The sequence below is a fragment of the Pararobbsia silviterrae genome, assembly GCF_003628125.1.
In the GTDB taxonomy this organism is placed as follows: Bacteria; Pseudomonadota; Gammaproteobacteria; order Burkholderiales; family Burkholderiaceae; genus Pararobbsia; species Pararobbsia silviterrae.
On record NZ_RBZU01000021.1, the window covers coordinates 1 to 15,655 of the forward strand.

The window sequence follows — 15,655 nt, forward strand, 5'->3', positions numbered from 1 at the left end:
TGAAGCCGTGGTCTTCCCACCAGTTTCCAGGGCCGACGTCCTCGGTCCGCCGCCCCTTGCGCATCGGCACATGCGTCAGCGGCACCTCCTCCTTGGCAGGCTCCTCGTCGGAATGGCGTGAGCGCTCGCGCTGGCGCTCCCGGCTCATATAGGCGCGCATATCCGTTCCCTCAGCGCTTCATCCAAGGATCGTGGCCCGACCACGCATCGCGCCGTGGCACGCGGTCGAGTGCGCCGCAACGCGGCGTGCGCGGGCATGCAAACGCATCGCCGCCCGCCTGTGGAGCACGTAAGGCCGCCGCATTCACCTCGAAGGCTAGGCGCGTGCCCGCACCACCGATATCCGAAACGCGAAAGGGTCTCGATCGATTCCCGACGGCGCTAACGATCTCGAAGACACGCGCCCTACGCCGCACATGATTTCTTGGCATGCTGAGACCGTGACCTGATCAGCGGCCCGGCCGTGTGTGGACACCCTCGCGCAAAGCGCATATCAGCCGCCGCTGATCACCCGACGATGCGCCTCCGTGCTGCCGCCGGCCGCAGGCCGATCGACGACGCACGATCCTCGACCACCCCGTCGCGCTTCGTTCGGCGAGCCGAACCGCGTGAACCTCTTGCTGGAGCTTTCCATGCCTCTGCCCTTCGCCCTGCTCGGCATGCTCGTCAGTCTCGCGTTGCTGATCGGCTTCGCCTATCGCGGCTGGACCGTGCTGATCCTCGCGCCCGTCGCGGCCATGCTCGCCGCGGCCTTCAGCGGCGAACCCGTGCTCGCGCATTGGACGCAGACCTTCATGCTGGCGGCAGCGCGCTTCGTCGCGCAGTTTTTCCCGATCTTCGTGCTCGGCGCCTTGTTCGGCAAACTCATGGAAGACAGCGGATCGGTCCAGGCCGTCGCGCGCTTCATGATGGACACGCTCGGCGCACGACGCGCGCTGCTTGCCGTCGTGCTCGGCGGCGCGCTCATCACCTACGGCGGCGTGAGCCTGTTCGTCTCGTTCTTCGTCATCGCCCCGATGGCGCGCGCGCTCTTCGAAAGCGCCGATATTCCGCGACGCCTGATGCCCGCCGCGATCGCACTCGGCACCTCGACGTTTACGATGTCCGCTCTGCCCGGCACGCCCGCGATCCAGAACGCGATCCCGATGCCGTTCTTCGGCACGACGCCGTTCGCCGCACCCGGCCTCGGTCTGATCGCGAGCGTCATCATGGCGTCCTTCGGACTCTGGTGGCTCGGCCGCCAAGCGAAGCGCGCGCGCAGCCGCGGAGAGCGCTTTCGCGACACGGCGCCGCCGCAAGCGGCCGACGACGCACTCGTACGCGAACGCGCCACCGTCGCGCAAGCGTTCGATCCCGCCGAAATCGACGCGGGCGATCTGAGCCCCGATCTGCCGCCGATCGCCGTTGCGGTGCTACCGCTCGTGCTGGTTGTTGCGACGAATCTCGTCATGAGCGCCGTGGTCTTGCCGCGCATCGACGCGCCCTGGCTCGAACACGCGCGCTGGGGTGGCACGTCGCTGTCGGCGGTCAGCGGCGTCTGGGGCGTATGCGTGGCGCTCGCCCTCGCGATCGTCGTGCTCGCGATCTTGAACCGAAATCGTTTACGCGCACTGCGCGAGAGCGTCGATGCGGGGGCCAACGCGTCGGTGCTGCCCGTCATGAGCGTCGCGAGCCTCGTCGGCTACGGCGCGGTCATCGCGGCGCTGCCCGCATTCGAGCCGGTGCGCGATGCGGTGCTCGGCATCGGCGGCGGCCCGCTCGTCTCGCTCGCGGTCGCGACCAATCTGCTCGCCGGACTCACGGGTTCCGCGTCGGGCGGACTCACGATCGCACTCGATGCACTCGGCAACACGTTCATGACCTTGAGCGCGAGCCACCATATCGACCCCGCGCTCATGCATCGGATCGCCGTCATGTCCTCGGGCACGCTCGACAGCCTGCCGCATAACGGCGCCGTCGTGACGCTGCTCGCCGTCTGCGGCTGCACGCACCGCGACAGCTACCTCGATATCGTCATGGTCGGCATCGTCGGCGCGCTGATCGCCCTCGTGGCCGTCATCGTGCTCGGCACCTTCTTCGGCGCGTTTTGATTCGATCTCCGATGCGGATCCGCACTCCGGTAGAGAGCAGCTCACCTCGGGAGACGCAATATCGCCCTCGCCGATCTGATCGATCACGGAAGACAGAGGATTCCTCAGGTTTAATGGAATACGGATTCGTGCCGATAAAGCAATGAATGTCGACGTCGGCACGCATCGCGCCTCCTATAGGGACGCGCATCGTGTGCTGCTCGACGCACCGCGATGCCCATCACCCCCGGGGTCGACCCCGTTCGACCCGCGCAGCCGTGCGCCGTCCCCACGCGCGCTCAAGGAACGATATGAAACTCTCGCTCAAGCTGCCCCTCGCGTTCGCCGTCGCCCTGCTGCTCATGTTCGTCGGCGCGCTCTACGGCATCCGCTCGCTCAATGGCGCGATCGATCAATACAACACGACGGTGCGCGACAACGTGGCAGACGAACGGCTCGTCTCGGCGATGCTCACGACGTTCAAGCTCCAGGTTCAGGAGTGGAAGGACACCTTGCTGCGCGGCAAGGACCCCGCCAAGCGCGCGACCTATTGGTCCGCGTTCGCCGAGCGCGAAAAAACCGTCGACCAGCAGGCCGGCGAACTGCTCGCGCGTCTGCCGGAAGGCACGAGCCGCAGCCTCGTCGAGCAGTTCGCGAAGGCGCACACGGACATGGGCGCCGGCTACCGCAAGGGGTTCGACGCCTTCACGGCGGCCGGCTTCGATTCGGCAGCAGGCGACAGCGCCGTGGCCGGCGTCGATCGCGAACCCTCGCGCCTGCTCGAACAAGCCGCGCACGAAATCGCCGCGCAAAGCGCGGCCGTCTCGACGCAAGCCGAACAGAACGCGCGGCGCGCATCGACGATCAGCATCGTGCTGATGCTCGTCGCCTGCGGTGCGGGTCTCGTCGGCGCCTGGCGATTCAGCCGCTCGATCACACTGCCGCTCGATCATGCCGTGACGGTCGCGCGCACGATCGCGTCGGGCGATCTGCGCATGACGATCGCGGGCGGCGGAAACGATGAAATCGCGTTACTGCTCGACGCGCTCAAACACATGCAGTCGAGCCTCGCGCAAATCGTCGGCGATGTCCGGCACTACGCGATTGCCGTCTCGTCGGCCAGCGAACAGATCGCCGCGGGCAATCTGAGCCTGTCGGCGCGAACCGAGCAGCAGGCCGCGTCGCTCGAACAGACGGCCGCGAGCATGGAGGAATTGACGGCCACCGTGCGGCACAACTCCGAGAACGCGCAATCGGCCAAAACACTGGCGTCGCAGGCCTCCGATACCGCCTCGCGCGGCGGACAGGTGATGGGCCGCGTCGTCGAGACGATGAGCGGCATCGCGAAAGGCTCGTCTCAGGTCTCCGATATTCTCGGCGTCATCGACGGCATCGCGTTCCAGACGAACATCCTCGCCTTGAACGCCGCCGTCGAGGCCGCGCGCGCCGGCGAACAGGGCCGCGGATTCGCCGTCGTCGCGAGCGAAGTCCGCGCGCTCGCGCAACGCAGCGCGGCGGCCGCCAAGGAAATCAAGGGATTGATCATCGAGTCGAACGCGCGTATCGACGCGGGTACCGAATTCGTCACGGGCGCGGGCCAGATCATCGGCGAGATCGTCGAATCGGTCGGCCGTGTGACCGAGATCGTCCACGAGATTTCGACCGCGTCGATCGAGCAGACGACGGGAATCGAGCAAGTCAACACGGCCGTCACGCAGATGGACGAGGTCACGCAGCACAATGCGGCGCTCGTCGAACAAGCCTCGGCGGCCGCGCAGTCGCTCGCCGAGCAGGCCGCGTCGCTGCGCGACACGGTCGCGGTCTTTGCGATCGATTAGGCCGGACGGCACGGCGGGTCGCGCTCGCGCCGTGCGCGACCCGGCGCATTTGAGCCCGGCCAATCGTCGCCGGCGCAACGCACGCCAATCGAGCGAGCTTCGGTCTGCGTGACCCGATCGACGCAAGCGATTGTTTCAATCGTCCTCGGGCTTCGACGTCGTCTCGACGCGGACTTCGCCTGTCGCGGGATCGCTCTCGAAGCGATACGGATACACATTGATCACGTTGCCGCCCAGCGGGCGCACGCCAAGCTGAAGCGTGAGCGCCTCGCATGCATCGTCGGTCCAGGTCGGTTGCGGCACCGCACCGCCCCAGATCAGCACCCCGTTGCGCAAGGGATCGTCGCACCGCGCGTCGAGCGACATCTCGATCGACATGCCTGAATCGAATTCGACCCGGATCGCGTGCGCGTGAAGCGGGATGCGCGCGCCGTCGGCGTCGATGAGATAGGCCTTGAGGGGTGAAGTCATTTCCATGGCGTGCCTCTGCGAAAAGTCCGTTGGACGAGTCGCAGCATCATGCACGCCACACGCGCCGCCGCCATGCGCGAGCACTCACGCGAAGATATCGTCCGATCCGAGTTCCGATCGGTCTGACGAATGTTTGGCGAATGACGATAGGCTCGGCGCGGGATCAGAGATCGATCACGAGCTCCGGCGTGCACGCGCGCGAACAGCATGGCAGGAACTGATCGTTCGCCTCGCGCTCCTCATCGGTCAGATACATGTCCCGGTGATCGGGCCGGCCGGCGATCACGCGCGTCAGACACGTGCCGCACACGCCCTGCTCGCACGAAGTCGGTACGACGACGCCCGCCGCCGCGAGCGATTCGACGACGGTCTGATGCGCGCCGACCTCGACGATCTGCCCCGTGCTCGCGAGCTTGACGCGGAACGCGCCGCCGTCGAGCGCGGGCGGCGTCGCCGCGGCGAAGTACTCCTTGTGCAGATGCGATTCGGCCCAGCCGAGTGCTCGCGCGGTCGACAGCACCGCGTCGATAAAGCCCGCGGGACCGCAGACGTAGAGATGCCGGGCCGTCTCGGGCGTGCCGATGATCGCGCGCAGGTCGGCGCGCGCTTCGGCCGGCGCCGAGTCGAAGTAGAGACGCGCGTGCGCAGCCAGCGGACCGTCCTCGATGCGCTCGCGAAACGCCGCGCGCGCGGGCTCGCGCACGCAGTAGTGGAGTTCGAAGCGCTGCGCATCGGCGGCGAGCTGTTCGGCCATGCCGAGCAACGGCGTGATGCCGATACCGCCCGCGAGCAACAGGCTCACGTCGGCCCCTTGCACGAGCGCGAAGTGATTGCGCGGCTCGGCGATCGTCAGCCGATCGCCCTCGCCGAGCGCATGGACCGCGACGGAACCGCCGCGCGACGCGGGCTCCTTGAGCACGCCGATCACGTAACGATGCGTTTCCTTCGGATCGTTGCACAGCGAATACTGACGCACGAGCCCGCCGGGCAGATGCACATCGATATGCGCGCCTGCCGTAAAGGCCGGCAACGCCGCGCCGTCGACCGGCACGAGTTCCAATGCGGCGATATCCGTGGCGACAAGCGACTTGCGCGCGACGCGAACCTCGATCAAACGGCCTTCAACCATGTTTCCCCTGCTCTGCGATTCGACAGGTCCGCGAGGACCCGCCGTGAAAATGGCCGTGTCGCGCGATGCGGTGTGACCGACGAACGGCCTCGATCGCGCGACATGGTGGGCGGGGCGTCACGCGCCCGCCCGATCTTCCTGATGCGCTATGCGATGCGTGCGATGCTTGCGGCGCGTCACGCGGGCCGAATCTCGATCGCCGGCCGGCTCGCGTTCCCCGCCGCTGCCGCACCTGCCGCAGCCGGCGCCGCCGCGCGCGACGCCACGAGATCCGCGCGTTGCCGCGCCTCCTGTTCGAGCAGACGCTCGATGACCTTGCGCGACTGCACGCCGCCCGCGTCGATATTGAGCTTGAGCAAACGCCGCTCGGGCTGCGCGAGCAAATTACGCTGCTGCGCTTCGAGCATCTCAAGGTCTTCCGAGAAGATCTTGCCCTGGCCCGTGCGAATCGTATCGGTCAGCGCGGCGTCGTCGGGCTTGAAGTTGCGCGCCATGCCCCAGAAATACCAGATCGAGGTCTCGGTCTCCGGCGTGATGAAGTCGACGACGATCGAGCCGGCCTTGTGTTGCGCGTCGGCCTCGTAGCCGCCGTGCCCCGCATGCGCGACGCCGACTTCGATCAGCACATGGCTCGGCGGCGTGAAACGGCAGATTTGCCAGCGATCGCACGGCACGTCGTCCGCGAGTCCGTTGCCGCGCAACGCGGCCTTCCAGAACGGCGGCGCTTCGATGTTCTCCATGAAGCGGCTCGTGACGACCTCGTCGCCTTCGACGCGCGTCGCGGGCGCGGCTTCCTCGATTTCGGGCTGGCCGATGCTCGACGCATGCACATAGGTCTCGTGCGTGAGATCCATGAGGTTGTCGATCATGAGCCGGTAGTCGCAGGCGATGTGGTAGAGCCCGCCGCCATATGCCCATTGCGGATTCTCGGCCCACTCGAGGTGATGAATCGTCGCCGGGTCGGCCAGCTCGGCATCGCCCGTCCAGACCCAGACGAAGCCGTGCCGCTCGACGACCGGAAAACGCCGGATCGCCGGAATCCCGCCGACGCGTTGACCGGGCATGCTCACGCACTTGCCGTCGACGCCCATCGTCAGCCCGTGGTAACCGCAGACCAGATGCCCGTCACGCATGAATCCGAGCGACAGCGGCGCGCCGCGATGCGGACAGAAATCCTCGACGGCCGCGACCTGGCCGTCCGGGCCTCGAAAAAACACGATCGGTTCGCCGCAAATCCGCCGGCCGAGCGGCTTGCCTTCGATTTCGTCCGGCGTGCACGCGACATACCACGTGTTCTTCAAATACATGTCGTTCTCCGCGGGCGTGGGGCCGCCCTCTTCCTTATGGATGTCATGAGCGCGCGCCGGATTCGTGTCGAATGGGTATCGGACCCGTGCCGGACCCGGTCGCGCCAGTCTTGCTGCTTGCTAAACCGTGTCGCGGCGAATCAGATTGCCGCCGAGCAGGCGCGCGAGCGCCTTTTGATTCTGGAGCGCGAGCCGCAGGTTCCGATGCGCGATGCGCGCGTGCTCGCGCATCAGGGCTTCGGCCCGCGCGCCTTCGCGATTCTCGATCGCCTCGACGACCGCGCGATGCTGCGACTGCGCGATCAACAGCATTTCGCGCGCGCCGTCCTCGATCGACTGGACCATCACGAACGCGCTCGCCGACGCGAACGGCGCATTCATCACGCGCTCGATCTGCTGCTCGGCGACACGGCTGCGCGCGGCCGACGCGAGCAGCTTGTGGAAGCGCGCGTTCATCTCGACATAGATCGAAAACTTCTCTTGCGTGAGATCGCCTTCAAGCGCGACATCGATGTGATCGACGCATTCGCGCAACGCATCGAGCATCTCGGGCGCGACGCCCCGTTCGGCCGCGAGGCGCGCCGCGAACCCTTCGAGCGTGCCGCGCAGCTCGATCGAATCGCCGATTTCGGTTTCGCTGAAGGTGCGGACCGCGAATCCGCCCGACGTGATCGGTTCGAGTAAGCCCTCTTCCTGCAAACGGATCAGCGCGGCGCGCACGGGCGTGCGGGACACGCCGAGCCGGTCGACGACCCAGAGTTCGGATATCCGGCTACCGGGCGTGAGTTCGCCGCCGAGAATCAGTTCGCGAATGCCGAGCAACGCGCGCACGGTCTGCGAGGCCGAGCCGTTGCGGGCGTCCGGGCTTGCTGCGTCTTTGAGATCCATATCGGTCGGGTCCTGGGGAATCCATGGACTCGACTGTATACAGCAAGACTTAAAATTGCATCATTGAATCGTGTTTTTAAGGGTAAACACGAGGCATCAAAAGCACGTGAAATCGACTTCCAGTGTCCTGTATTTTTGTTTAAAAACAGATGGATAAATCGGAATTCAAGGCCAAAAGGTGAACGAATTCAGATATTCCTTGATGCCTGTGCCGTTCGTGTATCGATCGATTTCTCCGCTGACCTGTATACAGCGTATCCAATGATCGAGGCGCCCGACTCCGAATCCGCCCTCACGGCGCGACCGTTTCCGCCTCGGCGCGCGCCGGATCGACCGCGGGTACGTCGGCCGCCTCGGCCGATACGCGCGGCTGCAACAGCAAAGCGACGAGGCCCGTCCAGCCCGTCTGGTGCGATGCGCCGACGCCGCGTCCGTTATCGCCGTGGAAGTACTCGTGAAACAGGATCAGATCGCGGGCGCGCGGATCGGCCTCGAGCAGCGGATAGGCCGCCATCACGGGGCGGCGGCCGGTCTCGTCGAGCAGGAACAATCGCGTGAGCCGGTCGCCGATCGCCTGCGCGATCCCATCGAGCGAACGCGTCTCGCCCGAGTGCGTCGGATATTCGACCTGGAACTCGTCGCCGTAATAGCGATGGAACTCGTAGAGCGACTCGATCAGCAGATAGTTGACCGGCATCCAGATCGGCCCGCGCCAGTTCGAATTGCCGCCGAACACGCGCGAATCCGATTCGGCCGGCAAATATCGAATCCCGAATCGGTTGCCGTTGTGGCGATATTCGAACGGGTTGTCGTGATGCACGCGCGAGAGCGCGCGCACGCCGAACTTCGACAAGAATTCGCTTTCATCGAGCATCCGGCGCAGCAGCGCCTTCATCCGGTGACCACGCAGCAGCGAGAGCAGCATCTGGTCGGCCCGCCCGCCGCCGGGCTCGTACCAGCGCGAGACGAGCTTCGCGAGATCGGGCCGGTGATTGAGGAACCACGACAAGCGCTCGCGCAGATACGGCAAATGACCGTAGAGCTTCTGCGAAAGCGTATGCACGGCGAACATCGGGATCAGCCCGACGATCGAGCGGATGCGCATCGGCACGGTCGTGCCGTCGGGAAGCCGGAGCACGTCATAGAAGAACTGATCGTCTTCGTCCCAGAGTCCGGTCTCGCACGTGTCGCTGCGCCCGACCGCCTCGGCGATGTAAAGGAAATGCTCGAAGAACTTGACGCCGATATCGACAAAGACCGGATCCTCCGACGCGAGCTCGAGCGCGATCCGCATGAGGTCGAGCGCATACGCCGCCATCCAGGCCGTGCCGTCGGCCTGGTCGATCCGTCCGCCCGTCGGCAGCGGCGAGGACCGGTCGAAGATGCCGACGTTGTCGAGCCCGAGAAAGCCGCCCTGGAAGAGGTTGTGCCCGTCGGCGTCCTTGCGGTTGACCCACCACGAGAAATTGAGAAGCAGCTTGTGGAAGATGCGTTCGAGAAAATCGCGATCGCCCTTGCCCGTCAGCACCTTGTCCATTTCGTACACGCGCCATGCGGCCCACGCATGCACGGGCGGATTCGCATCGCCGAAGGCCCATTCATAGGCGGGAATCTGACCGTTCGGATGCAGGTAGCGGTCCTTGACGAGCAGCAATAATTGCTTCTTCGCGAAATCGGGGTCGATCAGCGCGAAGGCGACCGCATGAAACGCGAGGTCCCACGACGCGTACCACGGGTACTCCCATTTGTCGGGCATCGATACGATGTCGCAGTTCGACAGGTGCCGCCAGTCCCGATTGCGGCCGCGCTTGCGTTCGCGCGGCGGTTTGGGTTGCGCCTCGTCGCCGTCGAGCCACATCGCGACGTCGAAGTGGTAGTACTGCTTGGACCAGAGCATGCCCGCGAGCGCCTGCCGCTGGACGAGCCGCGCGTCGTCGCTTGCGAGCTGGAACTGGATGGCCGCGTAGAACTCGTCGGCCTCGGCGCGCCGACGGCGAATGACGGCGTCGTAGTCAAGCGTGGCCGGCCAGCGCGGACCGTCGGCGCGCATGCGCAAATAGACGGTCTGCGTCGCGTGGCCCGCGAGTTCGAGATGCACGCGGGCCGCCACGCGCGTGCCCTGGTCGCGCCGGATCGCATCCTCGCGATGTTCGACGAGATAGTCGTTGAAGCCATCCTTGAACGGCCCCGCGCCGTCCATGCCGAACAGGCGCCGCACGTTCGTCTCGTTCTCGCAGAAGATCCAGTCGATCGGCTGCTCCGCGTGCGCCGTCACGACGAACGGCGGCTGCGACGGATGCCGCGCATAGATGCGCGTCTCGCCGTCGACGTCGGCCCGATGCATCGCGGGTTTCGGCGTCTTGGTATCCCACGACCAGGTATTGCGGGCCCAGACCTGGGGCAGCAGATCGAGCACGGCCGACTCGTCGCTGCGATTTTCGACGCTCACGCGCATGACGATGTCGTCGGTCCCGTGCTTCGCGTATTCGACCATCACGTCGAAGAAGCGCTCGTCGTCGAACACGCCCGTATCGAGAATTTCGTATTCGGGCCGGTCGGGGCCGCGCCGCGCGTTTTCCTGAACGAGGTCCGCATACGGATACGCCGCATGCGGATACTTGTAGAGCATGCGCATATACGAATGCGTCGGCGTGCCGTCGAGGTAGAAATACAGTTCCTTGACGTCCTCGCCGTGGTTGCCCTCGGCGTTCGTGAGCCCGAACAGCCGTTCCTTGAGGATCGGGTCGTGCTGATTCCAGAGCGCGAGCGAGATGCACCAGTCGAGCTTGTCGTCGCCGAAGCCCGCGATGCCGTCCTCGCCCCAGCGATACGCGCGGCTGCGCGCATGATCATGCGGAAACGAATCCCAAGCCGTGCCGTCGGCGCTGTAGTCTTCGCGCACGGTCCCCCATTGCCGCTCGCTCAGGTATGGCCCCCATTGCCGCCAATGGGTGAGGTCGGGGCCGTGCAGACGTTGGCCTTCGACGGTCGCAAGCAACTTCGCGGGACAGAGCGGCGGCATGACATTCCTCGCAGACGAGAGAAAACGAACGCAGACGAGGACTCTAGCGCATCGTGCGCGCAGCGTCTGCGCGCACCGTCAGGCCCAGCGATCGTCGCCCTCGTGCGTGGGCGCCGCGTCGCGCAGCCATTGCTCGATGCGGATCAGCTCGCCGAGCGACCAGGCCTGGAACGGCGCGCCGCGCGGCGTATGCGGCGCATCGCCGTCGGCGATCTCGGACACGTGACCGAGACCCGCGGTCCGCAGATGCGCGCGAAGCGGCGCGAGAAACCGCTCGCGGGCCTCGACGCGCGTCGCGCCCGTCGAACCGTGCACACGCAGCCACGCATCGACGAACGGCCCCATGAGCCACGGCCAGACCGTCCCCTGGTGATACGCGCCGTCGCGCTCGTGCGGCCCGCCTTCGTATCGGCCCCGATAGGCGCGCTCGCGCGGCGATAAGGTGCGCAAGCCCATCGGCGTCAACAGTTCGTCCTCGACCTGCGCGACGACGCGTTGCGCCTCGTCGCGGCCCAGCACGCCGTACGGGAGGCCGCCGACCGCGAAAATCTGGTTCGGACGGATCTTGCGATCGAGCTTGCCGGGCGTGTGGTCTTCGTCGACGACGTCGAACAGTCCGCCTTGCACGGGATCGACGAAGCGCTGATGAAACGATGCGTACGCGCGGTGTTCGAGCGCACGCCATGCATCGGTCCACGCGCCGGCGATCCGCAATGCGTTGATCCAGAGCGCCTGCACTTCGACCGGCTTGCCGATGCGCGGCGTCACGACCCACGCGTCGACCTTTGCGTCCATCCACGTCAGTTGCACGCCCGATGTGCCCGCGCGAATCAGCCCGTCCGCGTCGGCGCCGATCCGGAAGCGCGTGCCGCGCGCGTAGCCGTCGAGAATCGCGTCGACCGCGCGCCGCAGCGTCGCGATCGTCGCCGCGCGCGCATGCCGCGTCAGCAGATAGTCGTGCACGGCGATCACGAACCAGAGCGACGCGTCGACCGCGTTGTACTCGGGCGCGCCGCCGTCGTCGGGAAACCGGTTCGGCATCATGCCCTCGGACACCGCGCCGGCCCAGCTCACGAGGATCGCCTCGGCTTCGTCGAGCCGTCCCGTCGCGATCATGAGTCCGCGCATGGCGATAAACGTATCGCGTCCCCAGTCCGTGAACCATGGAAAGCCCGCGACGAGCGTCTTGCCCGCGGCGCGCCGTACGAGGTAGGCGTCGCTCGCGCGTTCGAGCGGCGCATCGAATGCCTCGCGCCGCGTACGCTCGAGGCGCGCGAGCGCGTTCGCGTGGGCCAGCGCATCGAGGTCGGCCGGCGCGCCCGCGCGCAGCACGACGACCGCGTCACGCGCATGCAGGTCGAACGTCAGGGTGCCCGGCGACGCGAGGTCTTCGCTCGCGTCGAGTCCGCGCTCGCGTTCGAAGCGGTAGAGGAAGTTCCGATACCACTCGGGCGCATGCGCGTACGTACCATTGCTCGCGACCGCGATTTCGGGCAAGCCGTTGTAGGGCCGCCAGCCGATATTGCCGCGGCCGGCCTCCTCGAAATCGAACACCGGGTTCTCGTGATGGAGACTGTGATAGTCGCGCCCCGACAGCAACAGGCGGACCGACAGCACGATCGGCGCGCGTGGCGTGCGCGATCCGTACATGCCCGCGGCCGGCTCGGCGCCCGCGTCGTCGTGCGCGGGCACGGCGCGCCAGCGCAGCACGGTTTCGCACGAAGCTTTCGCGACAAACAATTCGAACTCGACGTCGAGCGCGGCGTCGATCGCGTAGCGCCAGCTCGGCCAGGGCGTGTCGTCGAACCGAACCAGGTGCGCGGTGCCGTCGGGGTAGACGACGTCGGGCAGATAGCGCTGCGTCGACAGCGGGATGCGCTCGTGCTCGGTTTCGACCCAGACCTCGATGCCCTGGACGAGCGCATAACGGCCCGTGGGCGGCGTCGTCGCGCTCAGCAGCAACGCGTGGTAGCGCCGCGTGCGCTCCCCGCCGACCGTCCCCGACGCGAATCCGCCCTCGCCGTCGGGCTCAAGCCATTCCGCATCGAAATCGATCGTGTCGGTCATCGTGTCGCTCATCGAGGGGCTCGCACGTGAGGCGGGCCGCGCGCGGCCTCCGCCGATGCGTGATCTTACGCCGCACCCCGGCTCGACGCGCCGTTCGCCTATCGCACAGATGCAATGCCGCGATGCCGCACTGCGACGATGCCGGGCTGTGAAATGCCGCGCGGTTGCGCATAATCGTCGACAGCCCGCGCGCCGCATCGATCGGACAAGCCGACCCTTCGAGCCCCGATTCAAATTCAATAGCTTGCTACCGAATTAATTAACATCTAAAATGCCGCGATGCCAAATATCCATGACCTCAGACGATCCGTGACGGGCGGCCTCGTGCGCGTTTCGCGCCAGTGGCGGCGCGCGTCGGATCATGTGATTTCGGGTTACGGCGTCTCCGAAGCCTGTGCGACGCCGCTGCTGATGATCGGTCGGCTCGGCGAGGGCGTGCGTCAGGGCACGCTGGCCGAATACGTCGGCATCGAGGGACCGTCGCTCGTGCGGCTGCTCGACCAGCTTTGCGGCGCGAACCTCGCGCGGCGCGAAGAAGACCCGGCCGACGGTCGCGCGAAAACGATCTGGCTGACCGATGCGGGCCGTGCCGTCTGCGCGCAGATCGAAGACGCCCTCGTGCAGTTGCGTGCCGAGAAGTTCAAGGGCATCAGCGCGGCCGATCTCGCCGCGACGCTGCGCGTATTCAAGGCGATCGAACTCGCCGCGGCGTCCGACACGGCCGACGCCCCTTGATCGACGCCCCTTGAAAGACACCCCTTAACCGCACCGCCGCCTTCGTATGCCCCTGCCCTCATCCCGCGACTGGATCTTCTCGGTCAAGACGTTCGTCGCGTCGATGCTCGCGCTTTACCTCGCGCTCAAATTCGAATTGCCGCGCCCGTACTGGGCGATGGCGTCGGTCTATATCGCGTCGAATCCCTTCGTCGGCGCGACCACGTCCAAGGCCCTCTATCGCGCGCTCGGCACGATGCTCGGCGCGGCGGGCGCCGTCGCGCTCGTGCCGCCGCTCGTGCAAACGCCGATCCTGTTCAGCGCGGCGATCGCGGTCTGGATGGGCGTCATGCTCTATCTCGCGATCTCGGACCGGACCGCGAAGTCGTACGTCTTCCTGCTCGCGGGCTATACGCTGCCGCTGATCGCGCTGCCGACCGTCAACAATCCCGCGACCGTGTTCGACGTCGCGCTCGCGCGCTTCGAGGAAATCACGCTCGGCGTGGTCTGCGCCTCGCTCGTCAACGCATCGATCCTGCCGAGCAAGCTCGCGCCGGTCCTCGGCGAGCGCACGCTCGCGTGGTTCAGCGATGCCGCGTTCTACGCGTCCGAAGCGCTCGGCGGCCGCTCGGCCGGCAAGAAACTCGGCGATACGCGCCAACGCATGGCCGCGACGATCAACGCGCTCGAAATGCTGCTGAGCCAGTTGAGCCACGACGGCACGCGCCCCGATATCGTGCGCAAGGCGCGCGCGCTGCACGGCCGCATGAGTGTGCTGCTGCCGATCATCGGCGCGCTCGCGGATCCGCTGCGCGTGTTCCGCGCGAGCGGCCTGCCCGCCGAAGCCGCCGTGACGCGCGTCGTCGACGACGCGCTCGCATGGATCGAAGCGACGCGCCGGCATCCGGGCGAACACGACAGCGCGACGATTGCCGCCGGCGCCGCGCGGCTGCAGGACGCTTTCGCGACGCTCGACCCCGACGCCGACACACTCAGGACATGGGAAGGCGCGATCGTGTCGAGCGTGCTCTGGCGCTTGCGTCTGCTCGTCGAACTCTGGCAGGACTGCATCACGCTCCAGCACGCGATCTCCGGCGACCGGCGCGAAACGTGGGAACCCGCGTTCCGCCACTGGCGGCTCGGCGGCACGGAGCCGTTCTTCGACCGCGGCATCATGCTGTTCTCGACGTTGTCCGCGATCGGCGCGGTCTTCGTCGCGTGCCTGCTCTGGATCTCGACGGGCTGGCAGGACGGCGCGGGCGGCGTGTCGCTCGCGGCCGTCGCGTGCTGTTTCTTCGCGGCGCTCGACGACCCCGCGCCGTCGGTCTTCAAGTTCTTCACGTCGACCGCGGCGAGCGTCGTGCTCGCGGGCCTCTATATCTTCGTCGTGCTGCCTCAGGTCCATGATTTCCCGATGCTCGTGATCCTGTTCGCGGTGCCGTTCATCCTGGTCGGCACGCTGATTCCGCAGCCGCACTTCGCGCTTGCGACGATGCTCGTCGCGGTGAACACCGCGACGTTCATCAGCATTCAAACCGCGTATGACTCGAACTTCGAGATTTTCCTCAACAGCAATCTGTCGGGACTCGTCGGCTTGCTGTTCGCGTATCTGTGGACGCGCGTGACGCGGCCGTTCGGTTCCGAGCTTGCGGCGCGCCGGATCATCGAGTCGTCGTGGCAGGATCTGATCGACGCCGCCTCGCCGCACGAGATCGAAGCCCAGCGCAATATGGCCTCGCGCATGTTCGATCGCCTCATGCAATTGCTGCCGCGTCTGGGCACGTCGGACGCGCACGATCACCCGTCGATCGACAGCCTGCGCGATCTGCGCATCGGACTCAACACGCTCGATCTGCAATTCGAGCGCGCCAAGGTCCGGCCCGGTCTGCGCGCCGCGATCGATCTCGTGCTCCGCGAAGTGCGGCTGCACTTCGAGCGCTGTGTCGCGCGCGGCCGCCGGCTCGCCCCGTCGAGCGCGCTGCTCGCCGCCATCGACGCGGCGCTCGACGATTCGGTCAACGTGCCGCCCGACGCCGTCCAGCGCGACTCGATGCATGCGCTCGTGTCGATGCGGCTCGCCGCGTTTCCGAACACGCCGCCCCCTTTTCATTCCACCGGTTCGATACCATCGTGATCACCACGCCCTTGAC

At 66.5% G+C, this 15,655-nt stretch carries 10 protein-coding genes; 4 read left to right on the plus strand and 6 right to left on the minus strand.

All coding sequences use genetic code 11. The features are described 5' to 3' along the window. Positions 1-632 precede the first annotated feature (632 nt). Both D7S86_RS27745 and D7S86_RS27750 read left to right on the plus strand, forming a co-directional pair. Positions 633-2,090 carry a GntP family permease gene (locus D7S86_RS27745; RefSeq protein ID WP_121091414.1) on the plus strand — a complete coding sequence of 486 codons (1,458 nt, stop codon included), beginning with the start codon at positions 633-635 and terminating at the stop codon, positions 2,088-2,090. 290 nt (positions 2,091-2,380) lie between these two features. Next, on the plus strand, positions 2,381-3,907 hold the full coding sequence (locus D7S86_RS27750) for a methyl-accepting chemotaxis protein (protein WP_121091370.1): 1,527 nt from the start codon (positions 2,381-2,383) through the stop codon (positions 3,905-3,907). A gap of 135 nt (positions 3,908-4,042) precedes the next feature. Here the strand turns inward: D7S86_RS27750 and D7S86_RS27755 are convergent, their stop codons facing one another. The 6 genes from D7S86_RS27755 to D7S86_RS27780 form a co-directional block, all read right to left on the minus strand. After that, entirely contained in the window at positions 4,043-4,378 is a 336-nt protein-coding gene (locus D7S86_RS27755) for a hypothetical protein (RefSeq protein ID WP_147432512.1), read from the minus strand. Positions 4,379-4,541: 163 nt separating this feature from the next. Continuing rightward, positions 4,542-5,507, minus strand: a complete 966-nt coding sequence (locus D7S86_RS27760) for a PDR/VanB family oxidoreductase (protein WP_121091372.1) — start codon at positions 5,505-5,507, stop codon at positions 4,542-4,544. A 176-nt stretch (positions 5,508-5,683) separates the two neighbouring features. Further along, positions 5,684-6,814, minus strand: coding sequence for an aromatic ring-hydroxylating dioxygenase subunit alpha (locus D7S86_RS27765; RefSeq protein ID WP_121091373.1), 1,131 nt, complete (start codon positions 6,812-6,814; stop codon positions 5,684-5,686). Positions 6,815-6,934: 120 nt separating this feature from the next. Continuing rightward, the gene (locus D7S86_RS27770) at positions 6,935-7,702 is read right to left on the minus strand and encodes a GntR family transcriptional regulator (protein ID WP_121091374.1); all 768 of its coding nucleotides are present in this window, start codon (positions 7,700-7,702) and stop codon (positions 6,935-6,937) included. A 292-nt stretch (positions 7,703-7,994) separates the two neighbouring features. Continuing rightward, positions 7,995-10,724: an MGH1-like glycoside hydrolase domain-containing protein gene (locus tag D7S86_RS27775; protein ID WP_121091375.1), complete on the minus strand. Its 2,730-nt coding sequence runs from the start codon at positions 10,722-10,724 to the stop codon at positions 7,995-7,997. 78 nt (positions 10,725-10,802) lie between these two features. Next, positions 10,803-12,803: an amylo-alpha-1,6-glucosidase gene (locus D7S86_RS27780; protein WP_121091376.1), complete on the minus strand. Its 2,001-nt coding sequence runs from the start codon at positions 12,801-12,803 to the stop codon at positions 10,803-10,805. A 267-nt stretch (positions 12,804-13,070) separates the two neighbouring features. On the opposite strand from D7S86_RS27780, the gene D7S86_RS27785 reads away from it, so the two are divergent. Both D7S86_RS27785 and D7S86_RS27790 read left to right on the plus strand, forming a co-directional pair. Next, positions 13,071-13,526 (plus strand): MarR family winged helix-turn-helix transcriptional regulator, encoded by a 456-nt coding sequence (locus D7S86_RS27785; RefSeq protein WP_121091377.1) that lies wholly within the window; start codon positions 13,071-13,073, stop codon positions 13,524-13,526. Between the two features lie 46 nt (positions 13,527-13,572). Next, positions 13,573-15,639, plus strand: a complete 2,067-nt coding sequence (locus D7S86_RS27790) for an FUSC family protein (RefSeq protein ID WP_121091378.1) — start codon at positions 13,573-13,575, stop codon at positions 15,637-15,639. Positions 15,640-15,655 lie beyond the last annotated feature (16 nt).